Source organism: Paraglaciecola hydrolytica, from assembly GCF_001565895.1.
GTDB classification, from domain to species: domain Bacteria; phylum Pseudomonadota; class Gammaproteobacteria; order Enterobacterales; family Alteromonadaceae; genus Paraglaciecola; species Paraglaciecola hydrolytica.
On the sequence record NZ_LSNE01000007.1, the window covers coordinates 240,051 to 259,824 of the forward strand.

A 19,774-nucleotide genomic window follows, 5' to 3' on the forward strand; every position below is an offset into this window, starting at 1 on the left:
TATTCGTAGCTGATTGGCGAATTGATAGGCAAATCAGTTGCAGGAAATTTTGGGAGTAAAAACATGTTTAAGCCCTCCTTATTAAGCTTGGCAGTCGCGACATCCTTGTTGACGCTGAGTCAAGGTGCCTTTGCACAACAAGCTGCAGTTGCAGTAGATGACAGCCTCGAAGTGATTGAAGTCACGGGTATCCGTAGCAGCTTGGCTAAAGCTATTGATATTAAAAGAGAAAAAATTGAAGTTGTGGATTCTATCGTGGCCGAAGATATCGGTAAGTTTCCCGATAACAACGTGATTGAAGCCCTACAGCGTGTGCCCGGTGTGCAGGTTACTAACCGCGACCGTGGCGAAGTGGGTACTTTGTCGATCCGTGGTTTAAGTGACATTACTACCACAGTTAACGGCCGGCAGATGTATATCGGTACGGGGCGTTTTTATACTATGGCAGATACACCCGCTTCGTTGATTTCGCGGGTTGATGTATATAAAGCCCGTTCAGCAGACAAGATCCCTAGTGGCATTGCTGGGCAAGTTGACGTGATGACCCAGCGCCCTTTCAATTTTGAGGGTGAAAAGTTTGTGGTGGCGGCACGTGGCATATATTCGGATCAAGAAGGTACTTTTGATCCGAATATAAGTGCCATGGCCAGTAATGTATGGCAACTTGACGCGGGTAAATTTGGTGCCTTGTTAAATGTGGCTTATGCCAAAACCAACTGGCGCGATCAAGGCATAACTGCTGGTGCGGTATTCCCGTATTTTACTGGCTCGCCTGAAGGTGCGGGTTTAGACCGTTTTGGCAACACCGGTGATTTTCCAGCTTACGAGCGGATCAACTCAGCTTACTGGAACCCTGGTTTAGAGCAGGGTTTGCCCAATACCATAGGCTCAACCTTAAATACTAACGGTGTAGAAAACGAATATATTTTGTCGCGTGATGCGGTATTTGCCAGTGATCTATCGGGACAACGTGAACGCCCCGCGGTAAATTTGTCTTTGCAATTTGCGCCCAATGAAAAGTCAGAATATCTATTTGAAGCTTTTTATAACGGTTATCGTGAAACCGTACGTAATAGCTTGTTTTTCTCTTACCCAGACTCGGCTTATAACATCAATTTTGATGATGAGATCGAATTTTACGAAGGCACTAACTTAGTTAAGTCGCGCACTGTCTATGATGGCGACCCACGTTATGGTGTTTGGGAAACCGACTTTAACAGTACTGATGCTGATGAAAGACAAACCGATACCTACATGTTTGCCTTGGGTGGTCAGTGGGAGCTGAGCGATTATTTTCATTTAGAGGCAGAGCTTGTTACACAAAAAAGTGTATTTACCTCAGACTTTTTTGCCATCCGTTTGTTGCATGATTATTACGCCATGACAGTGGATTTTAATACGGCTGAAGGTGTGCCGGGTTTAGAGTTTCATGATAATCCTACCACCGCAGATATCGACGAATCCGACTTACTTGATCCACGTTTATATTCTATGGGGCCAGCTTGGGATAACGGCAGTCGTGATGAGGGTAAGTCAGATGCGCTTTATCTGGATGCTAATTGGTATGTTGAATTTGCTGGCATAACGCAAATCGACTTTGGTTTATTGTATGAAAAACGCAATACTAATAACCGTAGTCGTGGTGCCAATGTATTGGTCAGTCAATACGATATTCCGATGACGAGCATGCCCACGGCGTTTTTAGATGCGACCGAAAATTTCTTTGATGGCCGCGCACAATTTCCCAGTGGTTGGTTGATTGGTAACATCGATTATATGGTTAATAACAAAGACTTTTTCCGCGAGTTATATGGTTTTACAGATGAGAATGGTGAGCCAATTGATAACTATCTAACCGGTGGTGCGTCGTTAATTTCACGACGTACTTTTGAAGCTGAAGAAACCACCATCGATTTATATGCTCAGGCAAAATTTGAGTATGACGTACCCGGCGGTATTTTAGATGGTACGTTTGGCCTGCGTTATACCGATGCCAAAACCCCCTATATTTTTGACCGGGTAGATACGGCTAATCAAATTGTTGAACAGGATAAGGGGGAAAACAGCAGCAGTGATATTCTGCCATCCTTCATTGCCCGTTATACTTTTGCCGACGATTTTTTGCTTAGGTTGTCGTATACCGAAACCATGCGTCGCCCTGATTTTGGCTCGTTAAATCCGTATACCACTTATTCTAAAGGGGTAACCTCGGTAGGCACAGGCACGGCTAACTCAGGTAATCCATTTTTAAAACCAACGATCTCTGCCAATCTGGATTTATCTTTTGAATATTATTTTGGTGAGGCCAATGCCATTTATGCCACCTTGTTTGACCGCGACATTCAAGGCTTAGTGGTCGGCTCGCGTACTGAAATTTATTATGATTATCCTGATGACGTGGATAGCAATGGTAATGAAATTGGTGAGTTGCTACATATCTTAAACCGCCCAGATAACTCAGCCAACGGCAGTCTAAAAGGTTATGAAATAGGTTTGGTGTATTTCCCTGAAAGTCTACCTGGTTTATTGGATGGTTTTGGTATTCAGGCTAGTTATACGAATTTGGACTCATCACAGGATTTACCGGTTTACGATCAGGACGCCCCTACTAATCCTGAGCCAATCGGCTACGATACGGTTGAGATGTTTGGGGTGTCGGACTCGTCTTACAGTGTGGTACTGGCTTATGAAAAAGACGCTTTCAGCAGCCGTTTATCTTATGTGTGGCGTGATGCCTTTCGTTACGACAACGAAGCGGCGATTTTTGCTAATCCCTTAGCTCGTTATCGTGCACCTGAAACCAGCTTAGATTTTCAATTGTCGTATAACGTAACAGAAAATATGGTGCTGACCTTTGATGCCACCAACCTCACCGATGAGAAGTTTCAGGCCTATTACCAATATCCTGATACTTATAATTTCTCCAGTGGCATTTATAGCCGTACCTTTGCTTTAGGTATGCGTTATTCGTTGTAATTTTATTGTCTGTGTTTATGCCTCGCTCATGCGGGGCTTTTTTTTGCTTAAATTGAGAATATACATATATTATTGTATTACAAATAAAAGGTTGAAAAATATTCTCTGTTAGTGATGTGTTAATAAGCTGATTGTCTGAAAATGGCGATGTAAGAGCTCAGCAATAGAAACGTAAAAGCATGTTAACGTGCGAAAAAATAAATTCATGCACGATATATAACAATGTTTTTAAGTGTTAATTTTTAATTAAATACCTGTTTAATAAGCTTTTATTTCATTCTTCTTGGTTATTTCTTTTAATTCTTCTACATAATCTGCCTCCTATAACAATACTGAATCCTCCTGAGCGTATAGCAGTAAATCTAGCTGTACTGTGCTCTGAATATTTTATGTCCAATAAAATAATGTGTTTACGAAAATTTGTTACTTTCCTTGTTGACACTTTAAATGTCATACAATATTATCAATAAAAGATAACAAAACATTTACAAGTTTTAAGGGTTAAGTGGCAACGCCATATCAACTCACAGGAAATACACTTTTGCTTTTTGCTGCCTTATGCAGCACGAAGGACACACACAAACCGGAGTCTACCCATGTTTAAACTTACTCAGCTTACCAGCGCTATGTTATTAGCGTTCGCAAGCCAAGGCCTTTATGCCCAAGAAAATGCTACCGCAGAACAATCTAATAATGATGACGTTGAGATTATCGAAGTATCAGGTATTCGTGGCAGCTTAAATAAAGCGATTAACATCAAGCGTCAAAGCATGAACTTGGTTGATGCTATCGTGGCGGAAGACATCGGTAAATTTCCGGATAACAACGTAGTAGAAGCTTTACAACGTGTGTCAGGTGTACAGGTTACCGACCGTGGGGCCGGTGAAGTATCAAGTGTATCTATCCGTGGTTTAACCGATGTAACCACCACGGTTAATGGTCGTAGTATTTTTACTGCCTCTGGCCGTTCGGTGGCCTTGGCTGATATTCCTGCCAGTTTGTTAAGTGGTGTTGATGTTTATAAATCTCGTTCAGCAGAGTTAATCGAGAGTGGCATTGCCGGGCAAATTGATATTCATACTCAGCGCCCTTTTGATTTTGCAGGCAGTAAAGCGGTGGTTGCCGCTCGTGGTATCTATCAAGAATTAGCCGATAAAGTCGATCCTAATGTCAGTGCTTTATTAAGTAATCGTTGGGAACTTGATGGAGGCAAAGAGTTTGGTGCCTTATTAAACCTGTCTTTTGCTCGCACTAACTATAAAGATCAAAGTATCACTCCTGGCGCGGTTGTACCGTTTTTTACTGAAGATGTACCAGCGGGATTTGTGCCTTACCAGGCTTTCCCTTCAGAAAACCCAGATGGCAGTACAGTTTGGCAACGTGGCAGTGAAGCAGGTTTACCTTTTACTGCGGGCTCTAGCTTAAATTATCAAGGTCAGGATTATGCTTATGTATTGAGTCGTGATGCGATTTTTGCCAGTGACTACACAGGTAAACGTGAGCGTCCTGCGGTGAATTTGTCTTTACAGTTTGCACCTAACGCTACGTCTGAATATATTTTTGAAGCCTTTTATAACGGTTATCGCAACGAATCTTTTAACTCATTAATGTTTAGTTTTGTGGATTGGTGGGGCTCTTTAGGACCTAACCCCAGTGCTGGTATTGAGCTGTATGAAGGTACCAACATGATTAAATCTAGAACCATTAATGATGCCTATGGTTTTAACAGTGGTGACTTATCAGTAGGTCAAACGGACAGTTATGTGTATGCCCTGGGTGGGAAGTGGGAGCTGACAGATAATTTGCAGGTAGAGTCTGAAGTGGTTTATCAGCAAAGTAAATTTGAAGACACCTTTTTTGCCATGCGTACTGATCGTGTAGCACCTGGTGTGGCGGTTGATTTTAACCATGACAATGGTTTGCCTGCCTTAGCCTTTTTGGACAATGCCGATACGGCGGTTGATGAGTCTGATCTCACCGAAACTTCCTTATGGAATGTTGCTCAGCTTTACGACAACGGTTCATATCGTGATGGTGACGCACTAACCTTTACCCTTGATGGTATTTATTTAGTGGATTCGTCTTGGATCACAAATGTTAAATTTGGCTTACGTTATGATGACAGAAGCGCTGAAGAAGGTAATCGTGGTATTGATGGCTTTTTAGGTCAGTCACTCAGCAGTTTAGATCCGGGTTTGGCTTACAATACCACCAATTTCTTTGATGGTCGGGCGGATATCCCCAGTGAATGGGTAGTCGCAAACGGTCATTATATTTATGCTAACGCTGATGAGTTCCGTACTTTGTATGGCTGGGAAAAAGAGTCCAACGAGAAAAATTTTGAAATCAGTGAAGTCACTACGGCTGTTTATGTCCAAGCGGATTTTGAGACTGACGTTGGCGGTAAAAAGTTAGATGGTCAATTTGGTTTACGTTATGTGAATGTGGATACTGACTTGTCGTTTATCAACGAAGCGACGGGTGTATTTACTGATGATTCAGTCAGTACTTCTAAATTGTTACCGAGTTTGATGGTGCGTTATAACTTGAGTAACGATTTGGTGGCCCGTTTTGCTTACGGTGAAACGTTACGTCGACCAAATTTTGCCGACTTAAACCCTAATATCACTTATCAAGAAGACGTTACCAATATCGGTTATGGTCAAGGTACGGGGGGTAACCCTAATTTGGCGCCTACTGAATCGACTAACATTGATTTGACCTTAGAATGGTATTTTGCGCCAACCAGCTCACTTTATGCCACGGTGTTTAATCGTGATATCACAGGCTTAGTTAGCAGCTTCCGCAACGTGCAAAACTTTGTAGGTTCGGCAGATGTTGAAGCGGGTTTATACATTGTCAGTCAGCCTGATAATGCCTCTGATGGTGAGTTAAGTGGTTTGGAAGTCGGTTTGGTTTATTTCCCCGAAAATTTACCTGAGGCACTGGATGGTTTAGGTATACAGGCTAGTTTCACCAGTTTGGATTCTTCACAGACGATCCCTCAACTGAATCAAGCAGGTGAAGTTATCGGTATTGATAAACGCTCAATGTTTGGTGTATCGGACACCTCTTATTCTGCCATCTTAATTTATGAAAAAGAAAATTTTGATATGCGTTTAACCTATACATGGCGTGACGATTTCTTGAATAACTATGAAGCCGCTTTGTTTGCTGCGCCTTTAGGGGTTTATAGAAAACCAGAAAGCAGTGTGGACTTTCAGTTAAGTTATGATGTGACTGATAATTTAGTGGTGACCTTTGATGCTACTAATTTAACCGATGAAATTTACCAAAGTTATTATCAATACCCTGATACCCATAACTTTGGCAATTCCATCTACAGCCGCACTTTTGCCTTAGGTGCACGATACTCATTTTAGCTCCATAGTGTCCCTTTGCCCCGCTTGTGCGGGGCTTTTTTGTTTGTTGTATCCAACCAAATTAGAGCGATTTGTTAGTGAAAACCAATTATTGCTCATAGAAAAGTGTAACCCGCTGGTGTAGACATTTGTTATGTTTGGTGGGCTTAGCAGTAAATTGTCGTAAGACACTTAAAGTGGAAAATGTATGTCTAATTTAAAATTATCTGTGGTAGAAAAAGTCGGCTTTGGTGCAGGTGATATGGCAGTGAATGTCATGGTTGCGGCACTGTTTTTCTTTATGTCGTTTTTCTATACGGATATCTATGGGCTTGATCCGGTTGACATGGGGATCTTGTTTTTAGTCGCCCGTTTTGTTGATGCCTTTACCGACCCCTTAATGGGCGTGCTTACCGACAAAGTTAAAACGCGCTGGGGGCAATTTCGCCATTGGTTTTTGTTTCTATCTATACCTTATGGTTTGTCGGTAATGCTGTTATTTACCACCCCAGATTTTGATTACAACATGAAGTTGGCCTGGGCTTATGGCACTTACTTATTTGCCACCTTGATGTTTACTGGTGTGGCTATTCCCTATATTTCTTACATTGGGGTATTAACCGCTGATCCTAAAGAGCGTTTGTCAGCCAATGGCTATCGCATGTTTTTTGCCAAAATCGCGAATGTGATCATCGTCTTTTCGGTGCCCTTATTAGCGGTGATGTGGGGTGGTGATGATCTGGCCAAAGGTTACCAATTGGCGATGATACTGGTCTCTATCTGTGGTATTGGCTTATTGCTGTTTTGTTTTTTTACCACCAAAGAGCGCATCGCGCACAAAGTGGAGCAACAAAGCTTGTTGTTGCAATTCAAAGGCCTGTTGAAAAACGATCAATGGTTATTGCTCTGTGCCGCTTGTGTATTAGGTACCTTGGGTTACGCCATTCGTGGCAGTGTGGCGATGTATTATGCTAAGTATTATTTGGGGGCTGAAAACCTTGCTGGAACTTTTACCAGCGCAGGTATCGCCGCGTCTATCGTGTCTATGGTTGCTAGTACCTGGATCACCAAACGTTATTGCAAAATTAAGTTATTTCGCTGGTCACAAATTGCCGTGCTGTTTATCTCCCTCGCTTTGTATTTTGCCGTGCAACCAGGCGACATTGTATTGGCTTTTGTTTTATATATTTTGTTGTGTTTTGTGGTGGATTTACATGCACCAGTGTTTTGGTCGGCCATTGCTGAGGCTGTGGATTATGGCGAAATTAAAGACGGGGTGCGTGCTTCGGGTTTGTCCTTTGGTGGTATTTCATTTTGCCAAAAAGCTGGTGGTGGTTTGGCGGGTTTAACCGGTGGATTGTTACTCGCTTTTTTTGAGTATCAACCCAACGTGGCGCAAAGCGACTTTACCCTGACAGGTTTGGCTTTAATGTTAACCATTATTCCCGGCGTATTTCATGCCTTACTCGGCTTGGTATTATTTAAATATAAAATCACCGACAACTACTACACCACTATGGTTAAAACCCAATCTTTGCCGGATAAATCCTAGTACCAAGTTATTTTTATAAATTAAGAAATTTAGAGCTTTAGAATTTCAGGAGTAAATATGAGTGCGATACCCAAACCATTAATTCCGCAGCGTGCGGATCCTTTTGTATATAAACACACTGATGGTTATTACTATTTCACTGCGTCTGTGCCCAAGTATGATGGTATAGAATTACGCCGTGCTAAGACCTTGGCAGGATTGGCTGACGCGACCCCTAAAATGGTGTGGCTCAAACCTGAAGAAGGCCCTTATTCTGAATTGATTTGGGCACCGGAAATTCATTTTAATGAAGGTGCTTGGTATGTGTATTTTGCTGCGGCCCCCAGCCGAGAAATTAAATACGATTTATTCCAACATCGCATGTATGCCATTAGTTGTCAGGATGCCAATCCTATCGACGGAAGTTGGGAATTTTGTGGCCAAGTTGAAACGCCCATCGATACCTTTTGTTTAGATGCCACCACCTTTTATCACAATAATGAACTGTATTATTTGTGGGCGCAAAAAGAGCCGGGCATACGGGGTAACTCGAATTTATTGTTAGCTAAGATGGAAACTCCCACCAAGATCAAAGGTGAGATAACTCGCTTATCAATTCCTGAACTGGACTGGGAGATTGTCGGTTTTTGGGTTAACGAAGGGCCAAACGTACTTAAACGTAACGGCAAGATATTTTTAACCTATTCTGCCAGTGCCACTGACGAAAACTACGCCATGGGTTTACTCTACGCCGACTTAAATTCTGATCTTATGGATGCGGCAAACTGGACCAAAGTACAAAAGCCAGTGTTTCGTACTAATGAGAAGTTGAGCATGTTTGGTCCCGGTCACAACAGTTTTACTGTGGATGAAGAGGGCAACGACATTTTGGTGTATCACTGCCGCCAATATACCGAAATTGAAGGCGACCCCTTGTGGAACCCGGATCGTCACACTTTTATCAAACGTTTGCACTGGGATGAAAACGGCATGCCGGTTTTTGGTAAACCAGGCGAAGCATAGTGAAACCCTAGCTACGCCATAAAACGTTAACCAATACAGAGCCTGTTATCAGGCTCTGTATTTTTGTAGGACAGAATCGAACCATGTTATTGCGTATTGTTAACTTGTTTTTGTTATTCAGTGTTTTGTATTTTTCTCAGCCTGCCAATACTCAAGCCCTTGAGCTGTTTCCACTGCAGGCCGTGCGTTTAACCGATAGCCCTTTTTACCATGCTCAGCAAACCAATATTGAATATCTATTGGCACTGGAGCAGGATAAATTATTAGCGCCTTATTTACGTGAAGCCGGTATTAAGGGAAAAAGTGATTCTTATGGCAACTGGGAGAGTAGCGGCTTAGATGGGCATATTGGTGGTCATTATCTTAGTGCTTTAAGTTTAGCTTTTGCTGCCACTGGCGACGAGCGTTTAAAAAAACGTTTAGATAGTATGTTGACCGAGCTGCGTAAAGCCCAGCTTAAAAATGCCAATGGTTATTTAGGTGGTATTCCTGCAGGTAACACAGCATGGCAACAAATCAAACAGGGCAATATTAAAGTTGACTTGTTTTCTCTCAATGACCGCTGGGTGCCGTTATATAACTTTCACAAAACCTTAGCGGGTTTGCGTGATGCTTATCTGATTGGCCAAAGCGAATTAGCACGCTCTATGTTGCTCGAACTGACTGACTGGGTTATCGACTTAGTGGCCAATCTGAGTGATGAACAAATTCAACAGTTGTTGATCTCTGAACATGGTGGCATGAATGAAATTTTTGCCGATGTTTATGCTATGACAGATGAAGAAAAATACCTAAAACTTGCCAGGCAATTTTCTCATCAGCTCATTTTGCAGCCTTTGCTAAAAAGTCAGGACAAACTCAATGGCTTACATGCCAATACACAAATTCCTAAAGTGATAGGCTTTTTACGGCTTGCAGAATTAGACGCTAATCAAGAGTGGCAAAAAGCCGCGGACTTTTTTTGGCATGACGTGACCGAAAAACGCACGGTATCCATTGGTGGTAACAGTGTGCGCGAGCATTTTCATAATGCCGATGATTTTAGTTCTATGCTCGATTCGGTCGAAGGGCCTGAAACCTGCAATACCTACAACATGCTTAAACTAAGCAAGATGTTATATCAGGGTTCAATCGATACCAACTATCTGGAGTATTACGAGCGCGCGACTTACAACCATATTTTATCTTCGCAACATCCTGAGACGGGTGGACTGGTGTATTTTACTCCCATGCGCTCTGGGCATTATCGTACTTATTCACAGGTGGATACCTCGATGTGGTGCTGTGTAGGTTCGGGCATTGAAAACCATAGTAAATATGGTGAGCTGATTTATGCCCATAATAAAAGCGAGCTGTTTGTTAACTTGTTTATTCCCTCCACACTTGATTGGCAAGAGCAGGGTTTAAGCCTGAGTCTGGCTACTTTGTTTCCTGATCAAGACCAAGTCGAGATCAGCATTAAGTCTGTGACCCAGAATAAGCAAAACATCCAGACCATTAATATTCGTCAACCCAAGTGGTTAGCTGATGGTGCCACGGTGTTTAAGTTAAATGGCAAGGTGATAAAAACTCAAAGTGTGCATAAAGGCTACTTGAGCATTACCCGTCAGTGGCAGGCAGGTGACAAACTGGAGCTGAACTTTAGCATTAAACCGCGATTGGAAGGTTTGCCCGATGGTAGCCAGCACTATTCGGTATTGTATGGCCCCATAGTTCTAGCGGAAAAAGTACAACCCTTTGGGCAAGAAGAACTAGCGTATTTTGCAGACGATGGGCGTATGGGGCATATCGCGAGTGGGCCTATGTGCGCGCCAGAAGCCTTGCCGGTTATTGTGGGTGATACTGAAACCTTTATTAAGGGGCTCAAACGCCTGCCTAGTGCAACATTAGCTTTTTCAATGGGCGAGGGTTTAGTGGGTGGAAAAGGCATAGAGTCGCTGGCTGAAAAGCCGAGTTTGGTGCCGTTTTTCCGTATACACGAAAGTCGTTATCAAGTGTATTGGCCACAAATGCAGGCGGCACAATATCGAGATTTTGTTGAGCAGGAAACCCAACGTAGCCGTGCTGCTGAGTTACTTGCCAGCCAGACAATAGACCAAATTAATCCGGGTGAACAACAGCCTGAAACCGAACATGGTTTTGCCGGTGTTGGCAGTCGTGCAGGGGTTAATGGATTACGTCACTGGCGTGATGCCACTGATTGGTTTAGCTATCAGTTAAGTGATCCACAAAGGCAGGCTCAGTCCCTGCGTCTTACCTATTTTGCTGGCGATCAAGGACGCAAGTTTGCGATTTATATTAACGATATCAAGCTAGCTGATGTGAGTTTAAAGGGCGATTCAAGAGAGGCCTTTTATGACATGGATTACCCACTGACTAATGCAATGCGTGAGTCGCTACAAAATGGCAAATACACAGTTAAGTTTGTCGCACAGCCTGGCTCTTTCGCTGGTGGTTTGTATGGTGTACGCTTGATGCAAGCTGTTGCGCGCCCCTAGTTCTCAAATAGACTAGGAGCAGTCCAAGCGCGGTTTCATTTATCTATAAGGAGGGCAAATGCCAATAGTACGTATCGAAATGTGGGAAGGTAAATCTGTCGAACAAAAACGTGAGCTGGTGGAGGTTTATACTCGCGAAATGTCACGCATTACCGGTAATAAACCTGAATCCATTTATGTTGTCATTGAAGAGGTTAAAAAAGAAAACTGGGGTGTCGCTGGTATGCTCTGCAGTGATAAATTCCCCGATAAAAAGTAATCCCGCCTGACTCCAGTACTACAAGCTGGAGTCACGCTCCATCCCATTATAAATTTTTTCTGCCTGTTTAATTCTGCGTCTATAGATGTATTGTTATTCAATCTATTGCCTGAATATTGGTAATACAAAATAATTAATTGTTTATTACCAATAATGCAGGGGTTTTTATCGGTTTAAATAAGGTCTATATTCCCCTATTAGCTCGCCAGTAGTCTCTGAAATATCATTTGTCCACACTTCATCTTTGTTTTATATGAGATTGGGTTCTCTTTTTATGTCTAACCATCTGAAAAATATATAAAAAATATGTTGTGCATATTTTGGTTTAACTATTTGTTATTTTTGGTAAGGCCAAAAGTGTAAATTTTGTTATAAATTTATTAGCTTAAAGGTTGACCAATTGTAATTTTTGGAATATTTTGTGACTTCCTTGTGAATGCCATGTAAATGCATCCACGACAAGGGTTAACAAATATAATTCAACGATGTGGTGTTAAGGGGCTTCATTTGAACCCGTTTTAAACGTCACACAAGGAGACACATATGGGACACAAATTATCAAAAATCACTTTAGCGCTGCTGTCAGCAAGCACGCTAAATTTTGCTGCTTCGGTATATGCACAAGAAGCCGCAACAGCACCTGTAGCCGAAGATACAGAGATTATTCAAGTTTCTGGCATACGCGCCTCTTTGACTAATGCACTAGCAGAAAAACGTTATGCGTCTAGCTTAGTTGAGATCATTCAGGCTGAAGATATTGGTAAATTGCCTGACCAAAACTTAGCAGAAGTGCTTGAAAACATTACAGGTATCCAGATCACTCGTTCAGCCGGTGTAGGTACTGGTGTGCAAATTCGTGGCACTGACGCAAACCGTACAGAAATCAATGGTGTTTCTACCGTGGGTTCAGGTGGTGGTCGCAGTGGTATCAATTTTGAAGATGTATCTGCCTCTATCATTGCTGGTGTAGAAGTAACTAAAGCGTCTCAAGCAAAAACTATCGAAGGTTCAGTAGGTGGTACTATCAACCTTAGAACTATTCGTCCGCTTGAATTAAGCGAAACCTTAGCGTCAGTTCGAGTACAAGCGGAAGACAGCAGTCTTTCAACTGATGGTGCTAAACCAAGAATATCGGGTACTTTCGGTGACAATTGGGATACAGATAGTGGTGAATTTGGCGTGGTTATCAGCGCCAGTTATGCAGAACAAGATGTGACTGCATTCCGCCCTCGCGCCGACCGTGACAATCTTGTGCGTTCAGATAGTGGTGCCGCCAGTGCGCAAAGTTTCCACTTTTTACCCATTCAATTCTTAATCCAAGACTATGACAACTATGAATATGAAACCGTGAATTTAGCCGGTTCATTTGAGTGGGCACCTAATAGCAATACCAAATTTTGGTTTGATGCCATCATCAATGATCAAGATCGCAGAGAAGAAAGCTCAAGAGTACAAGCTTCAGGTGTAAGTGATCTAATCGGTGTTTCAGTACCTACCGAGTTTGAAACAATCGACTTTGGTTCTTTAGACGGTGTAGACCTTGGTAGTATTCAAGCGGCACTTAAAGGTGTTATTCCAGTTCAATCCGACGGTTCAGATGGTAACTTACGTCTTTCCAGTGATACCAGTTCACGTCAAACCAAGAGTGAAATTTTCAGAATTGGTGGGGAATACCAAGGTGAAAATTATAAAGTGAGTGCTGAGGCATCATCGTCTACTTCTGATTCATCAACACCTAGAATTGATACCACACTTAACTTCCTTAACCCCAATGCCATTATTGGCTCTGCCAATGATAATGGTACTCCATTTGAATATGATTTAAGCGGCGGTTCATTAGCCTTTGGTATCGCCTTTGATGCTGAAAATGCACCAACTCCTGCTCACTTAATGGACCCTGCTAACTACCGTTTACAAGCGGTTGCAGTAGCTAATACCACTAATGAAAACTCCGAAGACGCATTTCGTGTTGATTTTAGCTATGATTTGAATATGTCGATTATTACCACAGTTGATGCGGGCTATCGTTATAACAAATCATCAAGTGTTTCTAATGCAAGTGGTTCAAACGTTAGTTTATCTACTTTGTCTGACTCACCAAGCGGCGATATGTTTGCTGATATTCTAACGACAGGACCAGACAACTTTAATGCTGCTGATGGTAGAGCGCTGTATATTAAAGATTTTCTACTTGTTGATCCAGAGTTGGTTGGTTCAGACCCTGATGGCGTATTTGCTGCCTTATCCAGCGCCATTACCGCACATGGCGGTTCAAAACCACTTAATACTCCTACATCATCGGTTGCTGGTTTTTATGATATTAGTGAAACCACTAGCGCCCTCTATGCCCAAGCGAACTTTGAAGCAGGCATGTTCCGCGGTAACTTTGGTGCGCGTTATGTTACGACTGACCTAGACTCAACGGGTAATCGTACTGTCAACGGACAAACTGTGGCAGAAACGACCTCTAGCGATTATAACTTTGTACTTCCCCGCGTGAATTTGATTGTAGATGTAGCGGATGATGTGATTGTACGTGCCGCTTGGGGTAGAGATATTCGTCGCCCTGATTTTAGTGACCTAAATACTTCCTATACCTTCAGTACTAGCCCTAACCCTGCTGTTTCTGGCGGTAACCCTAACTTAACACCAGAATTGGTTAGTTCATTCGATATTTCTGCTGAATGGTATTTCGCCGAAGCCGCCATCGTCAGTATTGGCTATTTCCACAAAACACGTGAAGATCTAATCGTCGGTCAACAAGTTGACCCTTACTCAGCTCCAGGAACGGGGTATCGTGATATTGTTGGTCCAGTGTGTGAACAAGGTGGTATTTGGAACCCAATCGCACTGCATAACGTATTCGGTCCAGATTCTGCTGCGACAGGCATTTGTGTTCCATTAAATAGTAAAATTAATGACACGAAAGAGACCACGCAAAAAGGTATTGAAATGGCCTTTCAATATGATCTTTCTGCATTTGAAGACGACTTAGGTTGGGCTTCTGGTTTTGGTATCGTAGCTAACTATACTATCCAAGAGTTCTCAGGTGGTGAAGCGGTTAACACTTCAGCCAGTCGTCCTAGTCAAGTATTTGCAGCGTCAACAGGTGGCACAGGTTCACTATCGGTGACAGCAGTGCAGGGTTTACTTAACCTGTCTGAAAACGCGTATAACTTCACCTTGTACTACGAGAAGTTTGGTCTGTCTGCTCGCATGCGTTATACATGGCGTGAAGGTTTCCGTTCAGATGACTTTGGTAGTACGTCTTCTTATCCTTGGGGCTTCCCAGTGGTGCAAGAGGATAGAGGTCAGCTTAATGCAAGTGTAACTTATGATGTGAATGAGCAATTAAACATTGGTATTGAAGCAGTTAACCTAACAGAAGAAAAAGTTACACAGTCTTGTATTAATTCAGGTTCTTTACTGTGTTTTGAAGGTCTTACGGATCGTCGTATCACCTTAGGTGCTAGCTACAAGTTCTAATAAACAGGCGCCGTAATCCGTTACAGGGAAGCCATCAAGTGGTGGCTTCGCTGTAGTAATTTAGGCTAAAAGTTTAGTGTTCAATAAAGAGCCTATTTGCATAAATAGGCTTTTTTTTTCAAAAAAATTGGTGGTTATTGGAAAAGACTGAAATTTGCTTATGTCTGAAAGAGCTAATTTGAATTATTACCAATAATTGTATTTATTATTCATATATTAATAAAAACATTATGACCACATCTGTATCGCAGCTGAGCTGGGCAGAGATACTCAACTGGGGTGTTACAGTGGTTTTGGGGTCATATCGAGTTGTGAATGTGAATAAAATCAATGAGGTTGAATATTAAGCGTTTGTTTTGTATTGATATTAATTTTTATAGTTGTGAGTTTGTGAATCTTCAATAATAGTATTTTTGGATTCTTTTGGTAAGACCAAATAGTGCAAAAAAACAGTTTAAAAATACATTAAAGGTTGACCAATTTGCTTTTGTGTAATACTTTGTAACTACATTGTTAGCGTTATTCTGGTTCCGCGTAATGTAGCTGTTACGTGGAACAATAAATATAAATTAGGAGTTAGATATGACCTTACCTACCATTGGCTTCATTGGCCTTGGCCTTATGGGCAGCAATATGGTTGAAAACCTGCAGAAAAAAGGTTTTAAGCCAATTGTCATGGATCTCAATAAAGACGCAGTAGCGGCAGTGGTTGCACGTGGCGCTACAGAAGCAAAGTCTGCTGCCGAACTCGCCGCAGCCAGTGACATTGTGATGTTATGTCTTACTACATCAGCGGTTGTTGAAAAGCTGGTTTATGCTGATAACGGCATCCTAGCGGGCATCAAAGAAGGCGCGGTACTGATTGATTTTGGTACGTCAATCCCAGCTTCAACTCGTAAAATCGGTGCTGATCTGGCCAAAAAAGGTGCTGGTATGATTGATGCGCCTCTGGGTCGTACACCGGCTCATGCCAAAGATGGTTTGCTGAATATCATGGCGTCAGGTGACCAAGCTACTTTTGACAAAGTTAAGCCTATCCTTGAAATGCAAGGCGAAAATGTTTTCTATTTAGGCGCCCTAGGTTCTGGCCATACAACTAAACTTATCAATAACTTTATGGGCATGACGACAGTAGCCGCTATGTCACAGGCTTTTGCTGTAGCTGAACTGGCCGGTGTTGATCGCCAGCAGTTGTTTGACATCATGTCGACTGGACCCTCAAGTTCACCTTTTATGCGTTTTTGCAAAAACTACGCAGTGGATGGCGTGAGCGATTTGGGTTTCTCTATCGGTAATGCGAATAAAGATTTAGGCTATTTCTTAGAGATGGTTAAAGATTTAGGTACTCGCGCACAAATTGCTGAAGGTACATCAGCTAACCTACAAGCCGCATTTGATGCTGGCATGGGTAATGGTAATGTGCCGGAAATCTTTGATTATTTCCTTAAATTAGGCAAATAAGTCGAATATTAGCAGAGCACCCGAACTTGGTCTGATAATGCATACATTCTTATCGACGATGTGCTGAACAGGCACAATGCCAAAGCCTCTTAAATAGAGGCTTTATCGTTCAGAGCAAAGTGTATTTAGTGTGCAAAATTGTAAAGCATTAAGAGGAATAAATGATGAGCCAAAGTGAACACTTTTTGTTTGGTAATGAAACTGAAATTGAAGATGTTGGTGGTGGTTTAAAACGCCAAATGTTGGGTTACAACCACGAACTCATGGCAGTTAAAATTTGGTTTGAGAAAGGAGCGATTGGTTACAATCATGCCCATAGACATTCGCAAGTAACTTATGTGGTTGAAGGCGAATTTCACTTCAATATTGCAGGTGTCACTAAGATACTTAGAGCAGGTGATAGCTGTTTGATCCCACCTTTTGCCGATCATGGTGCGACTTGCCCTACAGGTGGAATTCTTATTGATACCTTTAGCCCCGCACGAGAAGATTTTGTTGAAGGTTTAAGCAAACCTTAATTCACATTGATAAGCGATTAGCTAACTAATCGCTTATATCCCTGTAGTCGTCATCGCGCAATGACCTTTTTAAATAAAGGACAGACAAAGGATATTTAAAAATGCACCTAGCAAAAATAACCAACTTACTGTTGTTTGCATTCACATTTGCAACTCCCTTATTCATTCAAGCCCAAGCCCAAGCCCAAATTCAACAAGAACATCCAAACTTGATTATGACCAAGGCGGGGGTCGAAAAGCTTAGACAAAATTTAGGCAAGGTGCCTTTGTTTGATAAGTCACTGCAAAGTGTCAAACAACAAGTGGATGCTGAAATTGCTTTGGGCATTGATACCCCCATTCCAAAAGATTTTTCCGGTGGATATACCCATCAGAGGCATAAACTCAATTTCCAAGTGGCGCAAAAAGCCGGTGAGCTGTATCAAATATTGCAGGATGACAAGTACGCAAAATACATCCGCGATATGTTGTTTCAATATGAAGCTATGTACCAAGATTTGCCTGTGCATCCACAAACGCGTTCTTATGCGCGAGGCAAATTGTTTTGGCAGTGCCTAAACGACAGCAATTGGTTGGTATATATGAGCCAAGCTTATGATGCCATTTACGATACCTTGTCTGTCGAAGAGCGTGCCAAGCTTGAAAATAACCTATTTCGTCCCTTTGCTGATTTTATCTCCATCGGCAATCCGCAATTTTATAACCGCATACATAACCATAGTACCTGGGGCAACGCCGCGGTTGGCATGATTGCCTTGGTGATGAATGATGAAGAATTATTACAGCGAGCCTTGTATGGCATCGAAGATGATGGCCTTGAGCTTGACCTTAAAGATAACGACGGCGGTTTTATTAAGGTCGCCGGGCAAAAAGCGGGGTTTTTGGCTAATTTAGAAGAGCCGTTTTCGCCAGATGGTTATTTTACCGAAGGCCCTTATTACCAGCGTTATGCCATGTATCCTTTTTTGATTTTTGGCTTAGCGGCACATCATGTGAAACCTGAACTACAGGTGTTTGAACATAAAGACAATGTACTGCTTAAAGCGGTGGATGCCTTGTTAAATTTAACCGATGCCGACGGCAAGTTTTTCCCTTTAAATGACGGGCAAAAAGGCATGTCTTATTATTCGCCTGAATTGGTCACCGCGGTGGATATTGCTTACCATTACGGTAGTCAGGATCCAAAATTGCTGAGCATTGTTGAAAAACAAGCTTTGGTATTATTGAACGAATCAGGCTTATCTGCTGCCATCGGTGTGCGTGATGGCAAGACTCAGCCCTTTGCCAAAAAATCCATTAATTTAAGTGATGGCCCAGATGGTAAACAAGGTGGGGTTGCCATCCTGAGATACGGCAATGAAGACTTAAGTCTGGTATTTAAATATGCCGCCCAAGGTTTGAGTCACGGCCACTATGACAAGTTGTCTTACTCTTTGTACAACAAGGGTGATGAGGTATTGCAGGATTATGGTTTGGCGCGTTTTGTTAATATTGAGCAAAAAGGTGGTGGCAATTATCTCAGTGAGAACAAAACCTGGGCAAAACAAACCATCGCCCACAATACTCTGACGCAAAACGAGACGTCACATTTTAATGGCGAATACGAAACCGCCAGCCAATACCATTCAGACTTGTATTTGTACGATGACTCCAACAAAGACCTACAAGTGGTGAGTGCTACCGAGTCTAATGCTTATCCCGGCACTGCAATGCACCGCACTATGGCGATGATCAAACCTAAAAATTTCGAAAAACCTTTTGTTTTAGATATTTTAAAAGTGAGTTCGCAAACTAAACATCAATATGATTTGCCTTTTTACTTTATGGGGCAGGTGATGAAGATGAATTTTACCTATGACTCCCCATCCAGCTTAAGTCCATTAGGTAAGGATCAGGGTTATCAACATTTGTATGTGGAAGGTAAGGGGAAACCCTCTGACAATACCACGCAGTTTTCGTGGTTGGGCAATGGTACTTTTTACACGTTAACTACTGCGACTGACTCGAATGATGAATTGCTATTGACCCGTTTGGGAGCCAACGATCCAGAGTTCAATCTGCGCCGAGATGCCGCGCTGATGATCCGCAGAAAAAATGCTGGTGATACGGTGTTTGCCTCAGTGGTTGAGCCTCACGGTAGTTATAACCTAGTATCTGAGTTGTCGGTCAACTCAAACAGCAGCATTAAAGAATTGCAGGTAGTACACGACGATGCCAACTATACCGCTATCGCCATTAAAGATGTGAAAGGCACAACGAGTTTGTTTGTATTAGCCAATAAAGCTAACTCTACAACTCAGCAGCACAAGTTAAAAATAAACGGCAAATATTACCAGTGGACGGGAGCCTATCATTTTACAGATAGCTAAACTCAGCTTGCCCTACGTTATTTTAAAGATTGCCGCATTGCGGCAATTTTTTTGCTTGAGGAGGTATAATACCAACTCTATTAAATAAATGTACACTCAGCGAGAATTTAAAAGCACATAATCAAGGCGCTTGAATGAAGTAATAGTGGTGCTCTTTAGAGTACGAGCAACGCTGAGTATGTGCTTTTAAAACTCGCCCAAAGGGAACGCCCCAGCGGATAAGGCTCTGCGTTCTCGCTATTTGAAAGGGTAAGGCCATTCCTGCATAGCGACGCCTTGTTCCTTAACCGC

At 42.3% G+C, this 19,774-nt stretch carries 10 protein-coding genes; all 10 read left to right on the forward strand.

Going from position 1 to position 19,774, the window contains the following annotated elements; translation table 11 throughout:
* Positions 1-63 precede the first annotated feature (63 nt).
* The gene (locus AX660_RS14850; protein ID WP_068378323.1) at positions 64-2,976 is read left to right on the forward strand and encodes a TonB-dependent receptor; all 2,913 of its coding nucleotides are present in this window, start codon (positions 64-66) and stop codon (positions 2,974-2,976) included.
* Positions 2,977-3,572: 596 nt separating this feature from the next.
* Entirely contained in the window at positions 3,573-6,359 is a 2,787-nt protein-coding gene (locus AX660_RS14855; protein ID WP_068378325.1) for a TonB-dependent receptor, read from the forward strand.
* 187 nt (positions 6,360-6,546) lie between these two features.
* Positions 6,547-7,890 carry an MFS transporter gene (locus AX660_RS14860; RefSeq protein ID WP_068378327.1) on the forward strand — a complete coding sequence of 448 codons (1,344 nt, stop codon included), beginning with the start codon at positions 6,547-6,549 and terminating at the stop codon, positions 7,888-7,890.
* A gap of 57 nt (positions 7,891-7,947) precedes the next feature.
* Positions 7,948-8,892 carry a glycoside hydrolase family 43 protein gene (locus AX660_RS14865; RefSeq protein ID WP_068378329.1) on the forward strand — a complete coding sequence of 315 codons (945 nt, stop codon included), beginning with the start codon at positions 7,948-7,950 and terminating at the stop codon, positions 8,890-8,892.
* A gap of 83 nt (positions 8,893-8,975) precedes the next feature.
* Positions 8,976-11,390 (forward strand): glycoside hydrolase family 127 protein, encoded by a 2,415-nt coding sequence (locus AX660_RS14870; protein ID WP_068378331.1) that lies wholly within the window; start codon positions 8,976-8,978, stop codon positions 11,388-11,390.
* Between the two features lie 58 nt (positions 11,391-11,448).
* The gene (locus tag AX660_RS14875) at positions 11,449-11,649 is read left to right on the forward strand and encodes a 2-hydroxymuconate tautomerase (RefSeq protein WP_068378333.1); all 201 of its coding nucleotides are present in this window, start codon (positions 11,449-11,451) and stop codon (positions 11,647-11,649) included.
* A 543-nt stretch (positions 11,650-12,192) separates the two neighbouring features.
* Complete coding sequence (locus tag AX660_RS14880; protein ID WP_068378335.1) at positions 12,193-15,135, forward strand: TonB-dependent receptor; 2,943 nt, start codon at positions 12,193-12,195, stop codon at positions 15,133-15,135.
* Positions 15,136-15,717: 582 nt separating this feature from the next.
* The gene (locus AX660_RS14885; protein ID WP_068378337.1) at positions 15,718-16,596 is read left to right on the forward strand and encodes an NAD(P)-dependent oxidoreductase; all 879 of its coding nucleotides are present in this window, start codon (positions 15,718-15,720) and stop codon (positions 16,594-16,596) included.
* Positions 16,597-16,757: 161 nt separating this feature from the next.
* Positions 16,758-17,114, forward strand: a complete 357-nt coding sequence (locus AX660_RS14890) for a cupin domain-containing protein (RefSeq protein ID WP_068378339.1) — start codon at positions 16,758-16,760, stop codon at positions 17,112-17,114.
* 101 nt (positions 17,115-17,215) lie between these two features.
* Positions 17,216-19,483: an alginate lyase family protein gene (locus tag AX660_RS14895; RefSeq protein ID WP_068378341.1), complete on the forward strand. Its 2,268-nt coding sequence runs from the start codon at positions 17,216-17,218 to the stop codon at positions 19,481-19,483.
* Positions 19,484-19,774: the final 291 nt, after the last annotated feature.